Below are 17,194 nucleotides of genomic sequence, written 5' to 3'. Positions count from 1 at the left end.
ACATGCGCCTGATCGACACCCACACCCACCTGGATTTCCCCGACTTCGACGCCGACCGCCCGCGCCTGCTTGCCAACGCGGCGGCGCGTGGGCTGGAGCGGATGGTGGTGTTGGGGGTGTACCAGGCGAATTTCCAACGGGTGTGGGAACTGGCCTGCGCCGAGCCGCGCCTGTTCGCCGCACTTGGCCTGCACCCGGTCTACCTCGACCAGCATCGACCTGAGCACCTACTGCAACTGCGCGAGTGGCTGGAGCGCCTGCGCGACAACCCGCGACTATGTGCCGTGGGTGAGTTTGGCCTGGACTACTACCTTACAGACCTGGACAAGACTCGCCAGCAGGCGCTGTTCGAAGCGCAACTGCAGATGGCTTGCGACTTCGAACTACCGGCCCTGCTGCACGTGCGCCGCAGCCATGCCCAAGTGATTGCCACGCTCAAGCGCTACAAGCCCGCGCGGGCGGGGGTGATTCATGCGTTTGCCGGCAGCTACGAAGAGGCCCGCGAGTACATCAAGCTGGGGTTCATGCTGGGGTTGGGCGGTGCGGCTACCTGGCCGCAGGCACTGCGGCTGCGCAAGACCCTGGCGCGGCTGCCATTGGACAGCGTGGTGCTGGAGACTGATGCACCGGACATGGCACCGGTGATGTACCCGGGGGTACGCAACAGCCCGGAGCATCTGCCAGACATTGCTGCGGCGCTGGCGCAAGTGATGGGACTGGATGTCGAGGTGCTGGCACAGGCCAGCACCCGCAATGCTTGCGCGTTGTTTGGCTGGTGAAACCCAGGTGAACGGGATTCCCGTGGGATGCGATTGGCCCGCAATCAGACCAGCACGGTCCACAGCGCAAAACCTGCATACCACAGCACTGCGCAGCGCAGCAGCAGTTCCCACAGGCTGTCCAGCCGCCCCAACCCGCGCTGACTGTCTTCTTCCTCGGGAATGTCATCGGCAATGCGCCCGACCCGAGCCACCAGGTGCCCGGCACTGATGTGCCAATTGAGCACCTCGTGCAGCATCACCCTTGTAACCGCAAGGAAGTTGCCCACCAAGGCAAAGCTCAACGCCAGCGCCCGCACCGGCAACCAGTCCATGATGTGCCGCAACTGCTCGGCACGTACCTTCAGCGCCGGCTGCTTGCTGTGTTCACCACACAGCGCCAACAGTCGATAAGCCAGCGCAGCGCCAGGGCCCAACACGAAATACCAGAAGATCACCGCAAAAAAGCCCTGGTACACCTGCCACAGCAAATTACCCTGCACCCGCACCAGCAGGCTGTGCGGTTCATCGGCCACCAGGCCAAGGTCGCGCTCGGCCACGTGCAGCGCCGCCTGATCGTCCCCCCGCCGCCAGGCATCACGAAACGCCCCCAGCGATGCCTTCGCATCGCCGCGACCCAGGCTGTAGATCAGCACCAGCAGGTGCACCGGCAACGCCAGCAAACCATAGGCCACCGGCTCCAGCACATGCAGCAGCAACACCAGCAGCGCTACTGGTGCCAACACCAGGATGGCCAACGTCCACCATGGGTGCACCTTGCCGTTGCGTTCCAGACGCACCAGTTCGCCAAGAAAGAACCCGTCGCGCTGCACCCGATGGCGCAGGGCTGAAAACTTCTCGACCCACAGCGCCAGCAACAACACCAGAAAACTCATGCCTTGTCCTCGTTGTGCTGCAGCGCCTGGCGGTAGCGCGGCCAGTCGAAGGCCGGGCCGGGGTCAGTCTTGCGCTGCGGGGCAATGTCGCTGTGGCCCTGAATGCGGTTCAGGTCGATGGCCGGCCAGGCATCGCGGATGTGCCGGGTGAGTTGTTCCAGCACCGCATACTGGGCATCGGTATAGGGCAGGTCGTCGGTGCCTTCCAGTTCGATGCCGATGGAAAAGTCGTTACAGCCTTCGCGCCCGTCAAAGCTCGACACACCCGCATGCCAGGCACGGTCATGCAACGACACGAACTGAGTCACCGCGCCGTCACGCTCGACGAACAGGTGCGCCGACACGGTCAGGTGGTTGATGCTGGCAAAATACGGGTGTTCATCAGGGGCCAGGCGGTTCTGGAAGAATTGCTGCACCTTGCCCGTGCCGAAACAGGCCGGGGGCAGGCTGATGTTGTGGATCACCAGCAGGGAAATCGATTCGCCTTCGGGGCGCGTATTGAAGTTCGGCGAGGGGCAGTGGGTGATTCCGATTCCGTGGAACCAGCCAGTGGCACGGTCCAATTGCATGGGCAGATCCTGAAAAACGCCGTGAACATGCCCACAGTATGCCCTGCCGTCAACGCCGTGTGCATGTGAATGATTGTAATGCGTCTGCCTATTGCGCCTGCCCTTGCCGCAAGCTATCAAGTACCGCCTCCAGCGCCCGCTCGAACAACAGGCGGTCATCCAGCACGCGCACTTCGTGCCGCTGAAATGCCTGGGCCAGGCTGGCGCTGCTCCACTCGCGCACTTTCATGCCGGTGCGGTTGGCGAACACCAGCCTATCGCTGCTGTCGATGCGCGCGACCAGCTTGCAGCGCAGTGGTTCATCCTCGTCGAGTGCCTCGACCCAGGTGCCGATGCGCAGGCGTTGAGCCTGGCGCAGCGCTGCAGCCTGCCCCTCGGCAGCGTGCAGGGGCACGCAGGCGGGCTCTTCGGCAATCGCCAGCACAATCTCTTCGGCCACCAGCACGTCACCCAAGGATTGGCCCTCACCTGCCGGCAACGCCTCTTTACCTGCGCAGGCGCGCAGGTGCAATTGTTCCAGTTGCAGGAAGAACTCGCGGGTCGCCACCGCGTCCAGGGCTACGCTGGCCAGGCCATCGCGCAGCGCCTTGAGCAGGGCCGGCACCTGCTGCAACAAGGTTTGCGGCTCATGCGGCGGCGTGATGCTGACCAGCAGCATGTCCATCGTCTGCAATGCGTCGCGCCAGGCCTGTGAGGCCTCGCCCTGCTTCAGCCAAGCCAACAGCAGTACCTGGCTCCAGGCCTGCACCAGCATTTGCACCACCACCTGCGGCAATACCCGACCACGCAGGCGCTGGTTGAGCACATGCTGCACCTGCTGCCGGGCCTGCAGTGCCCGGGCGCGGCCTTCTTCGGCGTCGCGAGTGCGTTGTTCCAGCAACTCGTTGCGTCGCCGTTCGTCCTGATTGAATGCCAGAAAGTCGTCGAGCAGCTCGGCGAACAGGCTTGCATCGTCGGCAAAATCATTGAGCAGGCGTTGGACGATACGCTCTACCCGCAAATGCAAGCTGTCACGCTGGCCTTCGCTGCCGCACTCCCAGCCAATCGCTGCGCCGGCGATTTCGTTGATCAGCCGGCGCGCCGGATGGCTACCCCGGCTGAACAGCCCCTTGTCCAGTAACGCCACCTTGAGCAGGGGAATATGAAGGCGCGCAATCAGCGCCCGCAGGCTGGCGGGCAGGTTGTCGTCGTTGTGGATGAATGCGAACAGCAAGCCAACCAGGTTGATCACGTCTTCGTCAGCCACTCCAAGGCGCCGACGCGTGCCACTGCGCACACTCACCCGCAACAACAGTTGCTCAAGCTGCTGGCCGAGCTCGAAGTCATCGGCTTCGTGGGTGGCGGGCACGTAGCGCTGCAAATGCGAAAGGAGCCGGAGCAGGTCGGCGGTACTGATCGGCTGGGCGGTAGCCACCGCGTGCAACCGCGGAGCGAGCTGCCCGCGTACCGGCGCCAGCAGTGCCTGCAACGAGTCGAAAAACGCCTGCCCTGCGGCGTCCGCCCCCACCTCCTGGCCAAGGTTCGCCGGCCCTGGGCGCGCACGCATGCGCCGGTCTTCGGCACGCCGGCGCGGCGCCGGTTGCAGTTCGGGCAGTATGCCGGCAGCGACCAGCAACTGGTTGGCTTCGCCATAGATCACATCGACATCGCGCAACACATAACGCTCGAACAGCTTCAGCAGCACCAGCTTGACCCGCAGGCCAACGCCCAGATTCCGCCCGGCATCGAGGAAGTAACGACACAGCGCGGCAGGCCCCAATGGGTTGTGCTGCTCGTACAGGGGCCGGTCGAGCAATGCCTGCAGGCGCAAACCCAGTTGCTGCAGGGCAATGCCATCGCGTGACAGCACCCGCGCCACCATGCCCTCGATGGCGGCGGCCCGCTCCATTTGAGCCTTGCTGCGCGGGTTGCCCGGCTGGGCCAGGTTTGCCAGCAAGTCGACCTGGCCGGTTCGGAGGAAAGCATCATGGAACGTATCCAGAAAACCACGCTCGATGCTCTTGCGCTTCAGACGCAGGTCACGCATGGCCTCGAAGTACAGGTTTTGGTCACCGCGGTCCAAGGCCTTGTCGGCCATTTCGAAGAGCGTGTCATCGGCATTGTCGAACAAGTCCTGCAGCCCCTGACGCAACTGCAACGCGGCCTTGTCGCGCACCTGCAGCAACAGGACCGGAAGGCAAGGCAGAGGCGTACGCCCCCCTTGGTCGATGGCTGCCGCCAAGGCCACCACCTTGCCTTCTTTTTGCATCCTGGACTCCTTGCAGGGTGTCTTGCCCGAAAGGGCTGAAAATCGTCAAAGCTATGACGCCAAATACTGGTCACCATTATCGGTAAAAAATCGTATGCCTGCCAGCGCCGTTTCGCTGGTTGGCTAATGACCCTGCTCTGCTCCGATTACTCACAATGCCCGACCAAAGGTCAGCACCAAGGCGGCTGTACACACAGGCCCCCTGCCCTATAATCGCGGGCACCTAGCTTGTGGAGCCGACCATGCCGAACCTACGCCTTGCCGACCTGACCGCTGAAATTGAAGCCAACGTGCGCCGCGCGCTGTTGGAGGACATCGGCAGTGGCGATATCACCGCGCAACTGATCCCGGCCGAGCGCCTGGCCAAGGCGACCATCATCACCCGCGAAGACTGCGTGGTCGCCGGTACCGCCTGGGTCGATGCCGTGTTCCGCCAGCTCGACCCGCGCGTTGCTGTGCACTGGCAGGTGGCCGACGGTGAGCAGGCCACTGCCAATCAACCGTTGTTCCACCTGGAAGGCCCGGCCCGTTCGCTGCTCAGTGGTGAGCGCAGCGCACTGAACTTCCTGCAGATGCTGTCGGGGGTCGCCACCCGTGCGCGCTTCCTCGCCGACCTGGTAGCAGGCACCCAGGTGCGCCTGCTGGACACCCGCAAAACCCTGCCCGGCCTTCGCCTGGCGCAAAAGTACGCGGTTACCTGCGGTGGTTGCGACAACCACCGCATAGGCCTGTACGACGCCTTCCTGATCAAGGAAAACCACATTGCCGCCAGCGGCGGCGTGGCCGAGGCCGTGGCCGCAGCGCACCGCATTGCGCCGGGCAAGCCGGTTGAAATCGAGGTCGAAAGCCTGGATGAACTGCGCCAGGCACTGGCCGCTGGCGCGGACATCATCATGCTCGACGAGTTGAACCTGGACGAAATGCGCGAAGCCGTGCGCATTACCGCTGGCAAAGCCAAGCTTGAAGCCAGCGGCGGCGTAAACGAAACGACCCTGCGGGTGATTGCCGAGACAGGGGTGGACTACATCTCGATTGGCGCCATGACCAAGGATGTGAAAGCGGTGGACCTGTCGATGCGACTGAGCCTGTGAGCTGATTGCAGACAATAAAAAACCGGCGCTTGGCCGGTTTTTTATTGGGGGCGCTTTGCACCCCTTTTTCTCAGATCAGAACGAGGCGTTGGCCAAACCGTCCAGGTAGCGCTCGACATCCAGCGCTGCCATGCAACCCGCACCGGCCGAAGTGATGGCCTGGCGGTAAACGTGGTCAGCCACGTCGCCAGCGGCAAACACACCCTCGACGTTGGTAGCGGTGGCGTTGCCTTCGCGGCCGCCGTTGACTACCAGGTAGCCGTCTTTCAGGGTCAGCTGGCCTTCGAACAGCGAAGTGTTCGGGGTGTGGCCAATGGCGATGAACACACCGTCGACCTTGATTTCGTCGCTGCTGCCGTCGTTGTTCTTCAGGCGCGCACCGGTTACGCCCATGTTGTCACCCAGCACTTCGTCCAGGGTGGCGTTGAGCTTGAGCTCGATCTTGCCTTCGGCCACACGGGCGTTCAGCTTGTCGACCAGGATCTTCTCGGCGCGGAAGGTTTCACGACGGTGTACCAGGGTCACTTTGCTGGCGATGTTGGCCAGGTACAGTGCCTCTTCCACGGCAGTGTTACCACCACCGACCACGGCGACCGGCTTGTTGCGGTAGAAGAAACCGTCACAGGTGGCACAGGCCGATACACCCTTGCCCATGAAGGTTTCTTCCGACGGCAGGCCCAGGTAGCGAGCGCTGGCGCCAGTGGCGATGATCAGCGCATCACAGGTGTACTTGCCGCTGTCACCCTGCAGGGTGAACGGCTTGTTGGCCAGGTCGACAGCGTTGATGTGGTCGAAGACGATTTCGGTTTCAAAACGCTCGGCGTGCTCTTGCATACGCTGCATCAGAGCCGGACCGGTCAGGCCGTGGGGGTCGCCCGGCCAGTTGTCGACTTCGGTGGTGGTGGTCAGCTGGCCACCAGCCTGCATGCCGGTAATCAGCAGCGGCTTGAGGTTGGCACGGGCGGCATACACCGCAGCGCTGTAACCGGCAGGGCCGGAACCGAGAATGATGACGCGCGAATGACGTACTTCAGACATGTCGAACTCCTGTCGAGCGGGCCGCAGGGCCGGCATCGGTGTACCGGCTGCGCCAGCCAAGAAATTAAAAAGGACCCACGCAGCACTTGGGGAAGGCTAAAACGCGCAGGCCCGCAAAGCGAAAAGTTGAGCGCACTGTAGCGAGGTCGCAAAGATTAAGGAAATATCCTTAGACAATCCACCTCATAGGCATCGTCTATGCCACGATTTCATCGATAAAGAAGCCCCAGGCGCTTTTGTTACATCCCGTTTCCCGCCTACTCCCCGCCTTTCGTCGGCGCGGCAAACTCGGTAAGGTCAGCGCGTTTTCCTTCTCTGCGGAGTATCTAGATGCAAGCCCCTGTCCTCTCTGGCCCCCAATACCTGCGCGAAGGCCTGAAACTGGTGCTGAGCCCCAACCTGCGGTTGTTCGTGCTGCTGCCACTGGCGGTCAACCTGTTGCTGTTCGGTGGCCTGATCTACTTCGCCGGCCACCAGTTCGGCCTGTGGCTCGATGCCCTGATGCCAACGCTGCCTGACTGGCTGAGCTTCCTCAGCTACATTCTGTGGCCGCTGTTCGTTGCCTTGCTGGTGCTGATGGTGTTCTTCACCTTCACCCTGGTGGCCAATATCATTGCCGCGCCGTTCAACGGCTTTCTGGCGGAAAAGGTCGAGGTGGTGGTACGTGGCGAAGATACCTTCCCGGCCTTCAGCTGGGGCGAACTGGCAGCCATGGTACCGCGCACCCTCAGCCGCGAAATGCGCAAGCTGGGCTACTTCCTGCCACGCGCCATCGGCCTGTTCGTCCTGTCGCTTATCCCGGTGGTCAACGTGGTGGCTGCGCCGCTGTGGCTGATCTTCGGCGTGTGGATGATGGCCATCCAGTACATCGACTACCCGGCGGACAACAACAAGATGAGCTGGCAGGACATGCTCGCCTGGCTGCGCCAGAAGCGCTGGCAGAGCCTGGGCTTTGGCGGCATCACCTACCTGGCGCTGATGATTCCAGGCGTGAACGTGCTGATGATGCCGGCGGCGGTGGCCGGGGCTACGCTGTTCTGGGTGCGGGAGCGGAGCTGAAGGAGCGTGGGGCTGCAGGGCAGCCCCTTTTTGCGGATTGCTTTTTAGAAGTCGGAGAAACTGTAGGGTTCGAGGGTGGCAATCTGAGAAAGCAGTATTAGATGTTCCACTGCCTTAACCTTCTCGAGGTTAGCAAGGTCGCTTGACCCGCCGAATGCCAAGGCTGGAACGAACCCATACATTTCATCATGCTTTAGCATGCCCAATTTCTTCTTTGCGGGCTCGAACATACCATCAAAGTCAACAGACGCCTTCTCTTTGCCAAGGAAGAAACCTTGCACTTCCCTGTCCATATCCGCCGCCGTCAACTCATATTCACTGCCCCTGTATCGTGAAATATGAGCCAAAATCTTTACTGAGAAACCCGTTTGCTCTCCAAAGAGATACAGGTCACCAAATGCGCCGCGAGCGATCAGGTGGTATCTATCCCGCTTCTCCAATATTGTGCCTTCGATAAGCGAGGCAGTTACCCCTTCATATTCCTGGGGATTGACAGTCCAAAATATCCCGTCACCATACCCGCACCAACCGTGCTCACTCCAATACGCTAACAATTTGTTCGGCAAGATCCCTCTGTATCGATCCAGACTTGAGGGAGGAACCTCCTGTCGAAAAAACGGCTCACCAACTTGCTCTACAAACAGGGAAAAAACCTCATCCACGGCGAAACCCTCAAGCGACTAGCATTCATGGATTGTGCAAAGCTGCTAGAGATGACAGGGTTTCCTTTGCCTGCTTCACCGAGAGCTTTCTAGCTTCAATGGCACTCATAGTTTTCATAAGATCTCTCTGAATTCTCTCCTGCAACTTAGAAGTTCAGCTGCTCAGTTGTTAGCGTGGGTGGGGCTGGAGATTTTTATCGTTCTTTAGATCGAGCGCCGCGCAGGCGAAACTCGATCCCATGGCCATTACAAATTATCAAAGACTCAACCGACTGGAAAACTGTTCCACCACGTCCATCACCCGGGCGATTTCCTCGGTGGCGGTGCTGGTTGACTGCGGCATTAATCTGGCTGCTCGGAAAAGGAGTAAGGTTGAAGATCTGTCAATTGCGCCAGAAAGATCAAGTGTTCAACAGCGCTGACTTTTTTAAGATGTTGCAGGGAGTCAGCCCCGCCCAGCATGAGCGCGGGGAAAAAGCCGTACATCTCGTCATGTTTAAGTCTACCCAGTTTTTCCTTGGCGGGATTGAAGAGACCATTGAAATCCATTGACTCCACTTCTCTTGACAAAATAAAGCCTTGAAGCTCAGTATTTAGTTGTTCCTTTGTGAATTCGGTTCGATAAAATATGTACTGAGACCCAACGCTTGTTATCTCCAATGAAAAGCCAGTTTTCTCTCCCCAAAGATACAAGTCTCCGAAGGCACTTCTCGCAACCAAATGATAGTTGTCGTGCGAAGCAAGTGCCGTGCCTGCAATCCAGCAGGAAACTACGGCGTCATATTCTTGCGGATTGACTAGCCAGAATATGCCCTCACCGTAGCCCCCCCACCCATGCTCGGACCAATATTCCAAAAGCTTGGGAGGAAGCTTGTCTCTGTATTTTTCGATTGTGGAGCCAGGTACTTCCCGGCGGTCAATCGGCGGACCGAAATTCTCAATTAAATTGGCAAATACTTTATCCATTTCAACTTTCTCACCTTAGCACTTATGTAATTTGACATTCATGCGGATTGAGCTTCTGGACTCCAGAGGCACCCTTTCGGCCGCTTTCTTTAAGTTGGGTATCCTGGTTTTCCATTGGGCGCCTATCACTGAGTTTACCTGGCGGTCCCCAAAGTCCGATATGACGTCTCTACCTCCGGCGACGAGATCCGGATTGTGCAGTGCTGCTGTAATTGACATCCGGTTTCTGGCTTTTTCTATTGCAACCCGTTGCGCTTCAAATGGTCCCATGGTTTTCCTGAGCTCTTTTTCAATTTTTTCCTTGATAAATTCTTGCTCCTTTTTTCTCGCTCTCTGGGCGAGCCCTTTATTGCGCTGATTTGGGTTTTCAACTTTCTCCAAAAATTCTTCAACGGTCATCCAGTTGAGCCCGTCTTCCTGGCCATTCAACTGTCGTTTGAATTCGCCTATTTTGTATTCCGGTACCTTATCAGCTTTGAAACATTCAACGTTATGCAATGCCATCGTGCCCGGATGGGGCTTCGTTGGCGCTTTCCTGGGCTGATTCGGGCTAACGGGCTGCGGTTCACCAATCGCCCCCTTGCGCCGCTCCGGCACCTGCAGATCCGGCCGTTTCTTCAACCCTTCTTCATGCTTGAGCATCCATTGCCCCAACCGCGCGCCTTTGCGGCTGGCCGCCATCTCCTGGGCCAGCACCCGGGCATCGCCGCGCCCGCGGGTGAGGTACGACACGATTGCCCCCAACAACAGAACCACGACTTCCACATGGCCTTGGGCAACCTGATGCGTGGCCCGGGATATCGCATAGGGGTCGTCCCGGCAGAACGGGCCGGTGCCTTCATTGCCGCAGGTGCCTTCCCAGGCGAAGCGGATGCCATCGACGTAGTACTCACCGATCCGCGGCAAGCCCTCGATGAAGAACTCGGCAATGGAAGCCAGCCCCAGCGCGCCAAGGATCCAGCCGCTGACCTTGAGGCCCATGACCGCGCCTGCGCCGGCGAACGGTATGGTTCCGGCGCCGCCGGCGAATGCGCCTACCCCCGCGCCAAGCAGGCCGCCGGTAACGGTGCTGCCGATGACGATCATCGCCATCTGCTGCACGACCCTCAGCAGTTCGTCGACGATGCTGTTGATGTCGAGGTCGGCGAAGCGCTGGCGTAGCATCTGCGCCGCCTGCCATTCGGCGTGGTAGAAGGCTGTGCGGACAGCTTCGATCCGGCGCAGGTTGAGGCCCAGTGAGGCGACCTCTTCATTGAGGCTGGTGCGGAACTGGCCACCGCTTTGGTAGCCCACCATGGCGATGACACGTGACTCGATCTCGTGCCAGGAGGGCACGAGGTAATCCAGGTACATGAGGTGTCTCCCTGACAACGTGTGCAGGGGGAAATCCCATCATGGATTCGGATCGGAGGTTTCTGAGTCAGTTGTAGGAAAATGCGACTTCGTTTCCGGCATGCTCGGCGAAGTTCAGCTGTTCAGTTGTTGCTGTGGGTAAGGCTGGAAATTTTTATCGTTCTTGAGATCGAGCGCCGCGCAGGCGAAGCTCGATCCCATGGCCATTACAAACCCCAAGCCATATCAAAGACTCAACCGGCTGGAAAACTGCCCCACTACGTCCACCACCCGCTTCGCCCCGTCCTGGATCTCGACAATCACGCTGCCCGTCTCATCCGCCAGCGCCAGCCCCTGTTCGGCCTGGCGCTTGCTGGTGTCGATGATCGCCACCGCCGCCTGCGCCAGTTGTTCGTTCTGCTGTACCACCCGGGCGATTTCTTCGGTGGCGGTGCTGGTGCGAGAGGCCAGCTGGCGCACTTCGTCGGCAACGACGGCAAAGCCCCGCCCTTGCTCGCCCGCGCGGGCAGCTTCGATGGCCGCGTTAAGGGCCAGCAGGTTGGTCTGCCCGGCAATGTCGCTGATGGTCTTGATGATCGAACCGATCACCCGCGACTGGGTATCCAGCGCCTGGATGCCGTCGGCCGCCTCTTGCATCGAAGCCTCCAGGCCACGCATCACAGTGACAGTCTGGGTGACCACTTCGGTGGCCTTTCGAGCACTGACATCGGTACCCAGCGAGGTGTTGTAGGCGACATCCGCCGCCTCGGCCACTGCCTGCTCCTGGTTGACCTGATCGGTGATCACGGTGGCGAACTTGACCACCTTGTACAGCACATCGTGGGCATCGAAGATCGGGTTGTACGAGGCCTCCAGCCAGATCACCCGACCATGGGCATCGATGCGCTTGAAGCGCTCGGCAACATATTCGCCACGGCGTAGCCTGTCCCAGAACGCTTGGTAGCCAGCCGAGTTGACCTCCTGAGGTTCGCAGAACATGCGGTGGTGCTTACCGCGAATCTGCTCCAGGCGATAACCGACGGTGGCCAGGAAACGTTCGTTGGCAGTGAGAATGATGCCGTCGAGGTCGAACTCGATCACCGCAGTAGAACGCATCAGCGCCTTGATCAGGCTCTCGTGCTCGCGTGAGGTCTCGATGGTTCGAGTAAGGTCGCTGGAATGCAGGGTGAAGTACTTGATGCGCCCCTCGCTGTTCTTCACCGGCTGCAGGATCGAGCGCAGCCAGGCTTCCTGACCATTGCCGCGCAGAAGACGGAATGCACCGTTCAGGTGTTCGCCACGGCTGATCGCGCTTTTCATGCGCTGGTAGAAGTCCAGTGACTTTACGTGGGCGGGGACGATGTCCTCGATATTGCGTCCAAGCAATTGTTCGGCACGGTAGAGCATCTCGCTCTCGAAGTTGCCGTTGACCATCTCGATCCGTCCCTGAGGGTCGAGCTGCAGCACCAGCATCTCGCTGTCGAGACTACTCTTGACCTGTTCGATGGACATCAGGTCTTCGCGCAGTTGCCGGATTTCTTGCTTGAGCTTGTTGTTGAACATCACCGCTCTCCTGGAGCGCATCACGTAGTCGAATGCATCTTCATCGGCTGCCGGCGACACCTTCTTGAGTGCTGTGCGAGGAAATATTCATAGAGGCAAAAATGCCGGCGATCAGGCGTCATATTTACGTCATAAGGCAGTCACATTAGCGCAACCCGGCAGGCGGAAACTTTTTGTCATGAATACACCCGCGCTACGCATCACCCTGGTCAGCGAAACCTTCCCACCCGAGATCAACGGCGTGGCCAACACCCTTGGCCGCCTCAGTGAAGGGTTGCGCCTGCGCGGCCATGAGGTCGAGGTGGTGCGCCCGCGCCAGGCCGACGAAGGTCACGCGCACAACGACCCGCACCTGATGCTGTGCCGTGGTTGGGCGCTGCCTGGCTACCCGGGTTTGCAGTGGGGCGAGGTGTCGATGCACAAGCTGTTGCGCCGCTGGCGCCGACAGCGCCCGGATGTACTGTACATCGCCACCGAGGGGCCGCTGGGGCTCAGCGCCCTTCGTGCGGCCCGTCGCCTGGGGGTGGCGGTGGTCAGTGGTTTCCACACCAACTTCCCGCAGTATTCCGGCCAGTACGGCCTTGGCCTGCTGGCGCGCCTGCTCACCCACTACTTGCGCTGGTTCCATCGGCGCACGGCAATCACCTTGGTGCCGAGCGCCAGCCAGCGCCTGGAGCTTGAGCGTCGCGGTTTCGAGCGCCTGGAACTGCTGGCGCGAGGGGTCGATGCCTGCCTGTTCAATCCGGCCCGACGTAGCCAGGCCTTGCGCGAAAGCTGGGGGCTAGGCCCGGAGGATATCGCCGTCTTGCACGTCGGGCGGCTGGCGGCGGAAAAGAACCTTGGCTTGCTACGGCCTTGCTTTGAGGCATTACGCAAGACGTATCCACAGAAGCGTCTGCGCCTGATCATGGTCGGCGACGGGCCTCAGCGCGCCAGCCTTGAACAACAGATACCGGACGCCGTGTTTTGCGGCGCCCAGCGCGGTGAACGACTGGCCGAGCACTACGCCAGCGGCGACCTGTTCCTGTTCCCGAGCCTGACCGAGACCTTTGGCAATGTGGTGCTCGAAGCCATGGCCTCAGGGTTGGCGGTGGTTGCTTATGACGAGGCAGCCGCAGCGCAGCATATTCGCCATGGCCACAGCGGCGCGCTGGCCATGCCAGGGGACCAGGCTGCGTTTGTCGACGCGGCTTGCTGGTTGCTGGAAGAAGTAGAGACGTTGCGCAGGGTACGCCTGAATGCGCGACAACACGCCAGCCGCCAGGGCTGGCCGGCGATTGTCGAGCAGTTCGAGGAGTATCTGGATAGCGCCTGTCGAAATGTCAGTGCTGCGGCTGGTCGTTCGACGCAGTATGTGCAGCGCCTGTGAGAGTGAGCGCCGCGCAGGCGGCGCTCGGCTTCGCAGGCGCCACAATGATCGCGCCCGGTACTATTCAGACCAGTGCTTTTTCAATGGCCTGCACCACTGCCGGGTCATCCGGCGCCGTGCGGGGTGAAAAACGCGCCAGCACCCGGCCATCTTTGCCTACCAGAAACTTCTCGAAATTCCAGGTAATGTCACCGGGGAACTCGGCCCCCTCGCCTGCCAGCAGGCGGTACAGCGAATGGCGCTGCGGCCCGTTGACCTCCAGCTTGCCCCCCAGCGGGAAGCTGACCCCGTAGTTGAGGCTGCAGAAGTCCTGGATTTCCTTTTCGCTACCCGGCTCCTGCCCCGCAAACTGGTTGCACGGCAGGCCAAGCACATTGAAACCCTTGTCCTTGTAGATCTGGTAGAGGTTTTCCAGGGCCTTGTATTGCGGCGTCAGGCCACATTTGGAGGCAACGTTGACCACCAGCACCACTTGGCCCTTGAAGGGTGCGAGGGGCAGCTCTCCGCCGTTCAGCGCTTCCAGTTTCAGGTCGTGAAATGCACTCATGATGAAATCCCCTCTCAGGTTCCCGGTTGCCGTGCAGGCGAATTTCGCCCACTAAAAAGGCGCTCGTCCAAACCGTTCACCTCCCGTAGGAAGGCAAATCGGCTTGCCCGAGCGCCTGGCGACTTTCTGAGCTTAGCGCAGAAAATCAGTGGTGATGGCCACCTTCACCGTGGATGTGACGGTGAGCGATTTCTTCGTCGCTGGCGTCACGCACGTTGACAACCTTGACCTGGAAGGTCAGGCGCTGACCAGCCAGCGGGTGGTTGCCATCAACGGTAACGTCGTCGCCGTCGATGTCGCGGATGGTGACGATCTGCATCTGGCCGTCCGGTGCCGAAGCGTGGAACTGCATGCCCACTTCCAGCTCGTCGACACCTTCGAACAGGCTACGGTTCAGGGTGCTGACCAGTTCGGCCAGGTACTCGCCATAGGCCTCTTCAGGTTCGATGGAAACGTTCAACTCGTCACCAGCCTGCTTGCCTTCCAGGGCTTTTTCCAGGCCCGGGATGATGTTGCCGGCACCGTGCAGGTAAACCAGCGGCGCGCCACCGGCGGAGCTGTCGATGGTCTCCCCGGCGTCGTTGGTCAGGGTATAGTCGATGGAGACAGCCTTGTTGGCGGCGATCAGCATGGGGCAAGACCTTTTGCAAAAGAATGTAGAGCGCACAAGTGTAACCAAGCCATCGTCCGATTGCGAACGAACTGCGGACGAGCAACGGCCCATCAGTCGGATCAACGGCTTTCATCAGGACGCAGAAGGCCACTGGGTGGCGGAGCTTTCGTGCGGCCATACCCAGCACCTGCGCCACCAGCCGCCGTGGCAGGCACGCCCGTGGGTGCTCGACCCGGCACAACGTGCGCAACACATCGGCCAGCCTTTCGCTTGCGGCTGGTGCGCACAAGGGGCCGATAGCGCTACCCTTGACCGTTAATTTCTTGCACCGCTTATTTCGAGAAGCACGCATGCAGACATTTTTCATTGCGCCGACCGACTTCGGTGTCGGCCTGACTTCGATCAGCCTGGGCCTGGTGCGCACCCTGGAGCGTGCCGGCCTGAAGGTCGGCTTCTTCAAGCCTATCGCCCAGCCCCACCCGGGTGACACCGGCCCCGAGCGCTCCACCGAACTGGTCGCCCGCACTCACGGCATCAAGCCACCGGTCCCACTGAGCCTGGGCCACGTCGAGCGCATGCTCGGCGATGGCCAGCTGGACGAGTTGCTTGAAGAAATCATCCGCCTCTACCAGCAAGCCTGCGTCGGCAACGACGTTGTCGTGGTCGAGGGAATGGTGCCCACGCGCCACGCCAGCTACGCAGCGCGGGTCAACCTGCACCTGGCCAAGAGCCTGGATGCCGAGGTAATCCTGGTATCGGCCCCGGAAAACGAAGTGCTCAGCGAGCTGTCTGGGCGGGTCGAACTGCAGGCCCAACTGTTTGGCGGCCCACGCGACCCGAAAGTGCTCGGGGTGATCCTCAACAAGGTGCGCACCGACGAGAGCATGGCGGACTTTGCCACCCGCCTGCGCGAGCACTCGCCATTGCTGCGCGGTAATGACTTCCGTCTACTTGGCTGCATACCCTACCAACCCGAGCTGAACGCACCACGGACCCGCGATGTGGCCGAGCTGCTCGGCGCACAGGTGCTCAATGCCGGCGACTACGAGCAGCGGCGCATGAGCAAGATCATCATCTGTGCGCGCACGGTGGCCAACACGGTCCCGCTACTGACCTCGGGTACCCTGGTGGTAACCCCGGGCGACCGCGACGACATCATCCTCGCTGTCAGCCTGGCAGCGATCAATGGCGTGCCACTGGCCGGCTTGCTGCTGACCAGCGACAGCAAGCCTGACGAGCGTATCCTTGGCCTGTGCCGCGGTGCACTGCAGGCCGGCCTGCCGATCCTGTCGGTCAGCACCGGCTCGTACGACACCGCCAACCAGCTCAACTCGCTGAACCGCGAAATCCCGGTGGACGACCGGGAGCGTGCCGAGTTCATCACCGACTTCGTCGCCAGCCATCTCGACGCGGCCTGGCTGCACCAACGCTGCGGTACGCCGCGCGAACTGCGCCTCTCACCGGCAGTGTTCCGCTACCAGCTGATCCAGCGTGCGCAGCAGGCCAACAAGCGCATCGTCCTGCCAGAAGGCGCCGAGCCACTGCTGGTGCAGGCCGCAGCCATCTGCCAGGCCCGCGGCATTGCCCGCTGTGTGCTGTTGGCCAAACCCGAAGATGTCGACGCAGTGGCCCGCGCCCAGGGCATCACGTTGCCGCCGGGGCTGGAGATTCTCGACCCCGAACTGATTCGCGGGCGCTATGTGGAGCCCATGGTCGAGCTGCGCAAAAGCAAGAACCTCAACGCACCGATGGCCGAGCAGCAGCTGGAAGACCCGGTGGTGATCGGCACCATGATGCTGGCCCTGGACGAAGTGGACGGCCTGGTCTCGGGCCTGGTGCACTCCACGGCCAACACCATCCGCCCGGCCCTGCAACTGATCAAGACCGCACCCGGCTCGAGCCTGGTCTCGTCGGTGTTCTTCATGCTGTTCCCTGAGCAGGTGCTGGTGTACGGCGACTGCGTGATGAACCCGCACCCAAGCGCTGCCGAGCTGGCAGAGATTGCCCAGCAGAGTGCCGAATCGGCGCAGGCCTTCGGCATCGCGCCACGGGTGGCGATGATCAGTTATTCAAGCGATTCGGCCAGCGATGAAGAAGTCGAGAAAGTACGCGAAGCGACACGCCTGGCACAGGACGCGGCGCAGGGGCTGCTGATCGACGGGCCGTTACAGTATGACGCGGCGGCAAACCCGGCGATTGCCCGAGAGCTGGCGCCGGCTAGCCCGGTGGCCGGGCGCGCCACGGTATTCGTGTTCCCCGACCTGAATACCGGCAATACCACGCACAAGGCGGTGCAGCGCAGTGCCGACGGGGTCAGCCTGGGGCCGATGCTGCAGGGATTGCGCAAGCCGGTGAACGACTTGCCGCGTGGGGCGCAGGTTGACGATATCGTGCATACCATTGCCCTGACGGCGATTCAGGCTAGCGTAACGCGCTAAAAGCAGAGGCTTTGCCAAGCCTTGTGGGAGCGGGACTGCCCGCTC

General features: G+C 61.0%; 16 protein-coding genes. 6 read left to right on the top strand and 10 right to left on the bottom strand.

The window, feature by feature from the left end:
• The first annotated feature begins 2 nt into the window (after positions 1-2).
• The gene (locus tag QCL51_RS03755; protein ID WP_021781725.1) at positions 3-779 is read left to right on the top strand and encodes a TatD family hydrolase; all 777 of its coding nucleotides are present in this window, start codon (positions 3-5) and stop codon (positions 777-779) included.
• A gap of 44 nt (positions 780-823) precedes the next feature.
• Here the strand turns inward: QCL51_RS03755 and ampE are convergent, their stop codons facing one another.
• The 3 genes from ampE to QCL51_RS03740 form a co-directional block, all read right to left on the bottom strand.
• A complete protein-coding gene (gene ampE / locus QCL51_RS03750; protein WP_021781724.1) occupies positions 824-1,654 on the bottom strand; it encodes a regulatory signaling modulator protein AmpE in 831 nt (276 codons plus the stop codon).
• Positions 1,651-2,223: a 1,6-anhydro-N-acetylmuramyl-L-alanine amidase AmpD gene (gene ampD / locus QCL51_RS03745; protein ID WP_021781723.1), complete on the bottom strand. Its 573-nt coding sequence runs from the start codon at positions 2,221-2,223 to the stop codon at positions 1,651-1,653. Before ampD ends, ampE begins: the two co-directional genes overlap by 4 nt.
• An 88-nt stretch (positions 2,224-2,311) precedes the next feature.
• The gene (locus QCL51_RS03740) at positions 2,312-4,471 is read right to left on the bottom strand and encodes a DUF1631 domain-containing protein (RefSeq protein ID WP_103470140.1); all 2,160 of its coding nucleotides are present in this window, start codon (positions 4,469-4,471) and stop codon (positions 2,312-2,314) included.
• Between the two features lie 242 nt (positions 4,472-4,713).
• On the opposite strand from QCL51_RS03740, the gene nadC reads away from it, so the two are divergent.
• Positions 4,714-5,562 carry a carboxylating nicotinate-nucleotide diphosphorylase gene (gene nadC / locus QCL51_RS03735; protein ID WP_021781721.1) on the top strand — a complete coding sequence of 283 codons (849 nt, stop codon included), beginning with the start codon at positions 4,714-4,716 and terminating at the stop codon, positions 5,560-5,562.
• A 75-nt stretch (positions 5,563-5,637) separates the two neighbouring features.
• Here the strand turns inward: nadC and trxB are convergent, their stop codons facing one another.
• The gene (gene trxB, locus QCL51_RS03730; RefSeq protein ID WP_003247318.1) at positions 5,638-6,600 is read right to left on the bottom strand and encodes a thioredoxin-disulfide reductase; all 963 of its coding nucleotides are present in this window, start codon (positions 6,598-6,600) and stop codon (positions 5,638-5,640) included.
• A 330-nt stretch (positions 6,601-6,930) separates the two neighbouring features.
• Here trxB and cysZ point away from each other — a divergent pair, with 330 nt between their 5' ends.
• The gene (gene cysZ, locus QCL51_RS03725; RefSeq protein WP_209967990.1) at positions 6,931-7,659 is read left to right on the top strand and encodes a sulfate transporter CysZ; all 729 of its coding nucleotides are present in this window, start codon (positions 6,931-6,933) and stop codon (positions 7,657-7,659) included.
• Between the two features lie 44 nt (positions 7,660-7,703).
• Here cysZ and QCL51_RS03720 read toward each other — a convergent pair whose 3' ends face one another.
• The 4 genes from QCL51_RS03720 to QCL51_RS03705 form a co-directional block, all read right to left on the bottom strand.
• Positions 7,704-8,321, bottom strand: a complete 618-nt coding sequence (locus QCL51_RS03720) for a GAD-like domain-containing protein (RefSeq protein WP_003247320.1) — start codon at positions 8,319-8,321, stop codon at positions 7,704-7,706.
• 342 nt (positions 8,322-8,663) lie between these two features.
• The gene (locus QCL51_RS03715) at positions 8,664-9,287 is read right to left on the bottom strand and encodes a GAD-like domain-containing protein (RefSeq protein WP_338444606.1); all 624 of its coding nucleotides are present in this window, start codon (positions 9,285-9,287) and stop codon (positions 8,664-8,666) included.
• Between the two features lie 15 nt (positions 9,288-9,302).
• A complete protein-coding gene (locus QCL51_RS03710; RefSeq protein WP_338444605.1) occupies positions 9,303-10,640 on the bottom strand; it encodes a DUF6861 domain-containing protein in 1,338 nt (445 codons plus the stop codon).
• A 225-nt stretch (positions 10,641-10,865) separates the two neighbouring features.
• Entirely contained in the window at positions 10,866-12,182 is a 1,317-nt protein-coding gene (locus tag QCL51_RS03705) for a PAS domain-containing methyl-accepting chemotaxis protein (RefSeq protein WP_274118928.1), read from the bottom strand.
• 178 nt (positions 12,183-12,360) lie between these two features.
• On the opposite strand from QCL51_RS03705, the gene QCL51_RS03700 reads away from it, so the two are divergent.
• The gene (locus QCL51_RS03700; RefSeq protein ID WP_103443495.1) at positions 12,361-13,551 is read left to right on the top strand and encodes a glycosyltransferase family 1 protein; all 1,191 of its coding nucleotides are present in this window, start codon (positions 12,361-12,363) and stop codon (positions 13,549-13,551) included.
• Between the two features lie 64 nt (positions 13,552-13,615).
• Here QCL51_RS03700 and QCL51_RS03695 read toward each other — a convergent pair whose 3' ends face one another.
• A complete protein-coding gene (locus tag QCL51_RS03695; protein WP_003247324.1) occupies positions 13,616-14,098 on the bottom strand; it encodes a glutathione peroxidase in 483 nt (160 codons plus the stop codon).
• 145 nt (positions 14,099-14,243) lie between these two features.
• Complete coding sequence (locus QCL51_RS03690; protein WP_003247325.1) at positions 14,244-14,729, bottom strand: peptidylprolyl isomerase; 486 nt, start codon at positions 14,727-14,729, stop codon at positions 14,244-14,246.
• Between QCL51_RS03690 and QCL51_RS03685 the strand changes: the two genes are divergently transcribed.
• Together QCL51_RS03685 and pta are read left to right on the top strand one after the other, a co-directional pair.
• Complete coding sequence (locus QCL51_RS03685) at positions 14,728-15,030, top strand: DUF3565 domain-containing protein (RefSeq protein WP_028698065.1); 303 nt, start codon at positions 14,728-14,730, stop codon at positions 15,028-15,030. The genes QCL51_RS03690 and QCL51_RS03685 overlap by 2 nt on opposite strands.
• A gap of 31 nt (positions 15,031-15,061) precedes the next feature.
• Positions 15,062-17,149, top strand: a complete 2,088-nt coding sequence (gene pta, locus QCL51_RS03680) for a phosphate acetyltransferase (RefSeq protein WP_338444604.1) — start codon at positions 15,062-15,064, stop codon at positions 17,147-17,149.
• The last annotated feature ends 45 nt before the right edge of the window (positions 17,150-17,194 follow it).

Origin of the sequence: Pseudomonas sp. LTR0, assembly GCF_036630035.1 — a bacterium.
GTDB lineage: Bacteria > Pseudomonadota > Gammaproteobacteria > Pseudomonadales > Pseudomonadaceae > Aquipseudomonas > Aquipseudomonas putida_Y.
Note: the sequence above shows the minus strand (reverse complement) of the source record. Positions and strands in the feature narration are given on the sequence as shown.

Excerpts from the sequence above, each read along its gene's own strand:
- QCL51_RS03755 (WP_021781725.1), top strand. The coding sequence starts at position 3 with ATGCGCCTGATCGACACCCACACCCACCTGGATTTCCCCGACTTCGAC.
- ampE (WP_021781724.1), bottom strand. The coding sequence starts at position 1,654 with ATGAGTTTTCTGGTGTTGTTGCTGGCGCTGTGGGTCGAGAAGTTTTCA.
- ampD (WP_021781723.1), bottom strand. The coding sequence starts at position 2,223 with ATGCAATTGGACCGTGCCACTGGCTGGTTCCACGGAATCGGAATCACC.
- QCL51_RS03740 (WP_103470140.1), bottom strand. The coding sequence starts at position 4,471 with ATGCAAAAAGAAGGCAAGGTGGTGGCCTTGGCGGCAGCCATCGACCAA.
- nadC (WP_021781721.1), top strand. The coding sequence starts at position 4,714 with ATGCCGAACCTACGCCTTGCCGACCTGACCGCTGAAATTGAAGCCAAC.
- trxB (WP_003247318.1), bottom strand. The coding sequence starts at position 6,600 with ATGTCTGAAGTACGTCATTCGCGCGTCATCATTCTCGGTTCCGGCCCT.
- cysZ (WP_209967990.1), top strand. The coding sequence starts at position 6,931 with ATGCAAGCCCCTGTCCTCTCTGGCCCCCAATACCTGCGCGAAGGCCTG.
- QCL51_RS03715 (WP_338444606.1), bottom strand. The coding sequence starts at position 9,287 with ATGGATAAAGTATTTGCCAATTTAATTGAGAATTTCGGTCCGCCGATT.
- QCL51_RS03710 (WP_338444605.1), bottom strand. The coding sequence starts at position 10,640 with ATGTACCTGGATTACCTCGTGCCCTCCTGGCACGAGATCGAGTCACGT.
- QCL51_RS03705 (WP_274118928.1), bottom strand. The coding sequence starts at position 12,182 with ATGTTCAACAACAAGCTCAAGCAAGAAATCCGGCAACTGCGCGAAGAC.
- QCL51_RS03700 (WP_103443495.1), top strand. The coding sequence starts at position 12,361 with ATGAATACACCCGCGCTACGCATCACCCTGGTCAGCGAAACCTTCCCA.
- QCL51_RS03695 (WP_003247324.1), bottom strand. The coding sequence starts at position 14,098 with ATGAGTGCATTTCACGACCTGAAACTGGAAGCGCTGAACGGCGGAGAG.
- QCL51_RS03685 (WP_028698065.1), top strand. The coding sequence starts at position 14,728 with ATGGGGCAAGACCTTTTGCAAAAGAATGTAGAGCGCACAAGTGTAACC.
- QCL51_RS03690 (WP_003247325.1), bottom strand. The coding sequence starts at position 14,729 with ATGCTGATCGCCGCCAACAAGGCTGTCTCCATCGACTATACCCTGACC.
- pta (WP_338444604.1), top strand. The coding sequence starts at position 15,062 with ATGCAGACATTTTTCATTGCGCCGACCGACTTCGGTGTCGGCCTGACT.